The sequence below is a fragment of the Cnuella takakiae genome (assembly GCF_001953305.1).
Lineage (GTDB): Bacteria > Bacteroidota > Bacteroidia > Chitinophagales > Chitinophagaceae > Flavisolibacter > Flavisolibacter takakiae.
In genome coordinates, this window is the sequence record NZ_MTFE01000010.1 from 5,462,423 (window position 1) to 5,462,848 (window position 426).

1 protein-coding gene is annotated in these 426 nt (G+C 48.1%); it reads right to left on the reverse strand.

Features of this window, described 5'->3' with window-relative positions; genetic code table 11:
- A partial coding sequence (locus BUE76_RS23240; RefSeq protein ID WP_158070031.1) for a hypothetical protein occupies positions 1–423 on the reverse strand: 423 nt, incomplete at its 3' end.
- Positions 424–426 lie beyond the last annotated feature (3 nt).

Here is a 426-nt window from a genome sequence, read left to right on the forward strand (position 1 = left end):
GTACAGGGCGCCTTCTTCGGAATTTTCCAATGCATTCAACGCCTGTACTATTTGAGCAATTAGTTGCAGGTCGGCAAAGTCGCCGACAGTAGCATTCTCTCCTTTTTCCAGCAGTGCTGCCCAGTTCACCAGTTGCATTTGCTGGTTAAGCACAAATATCCCTTCAACCCCTTCATTAAGTGGCTTGATATCGAGGGGGCGAACCAGTAAAGCATCATAATAAGCTGGTGCATGAAGGCCTGTTTCCTCATCCCGCACAATCCATATCTGGTACCGCAAATGGTCCTCGCCCCGAAACTGCTCATGTGTTATTGAAAACTTAGCGGGCGCAAAACAAAGGTGTACCTGTAAGGTCCACTCAAGGCTTTCCGGGAATCCAACGCCGGTAAGCACCTCCACTATTCTTTTAATCTCCTTTTCCATGCT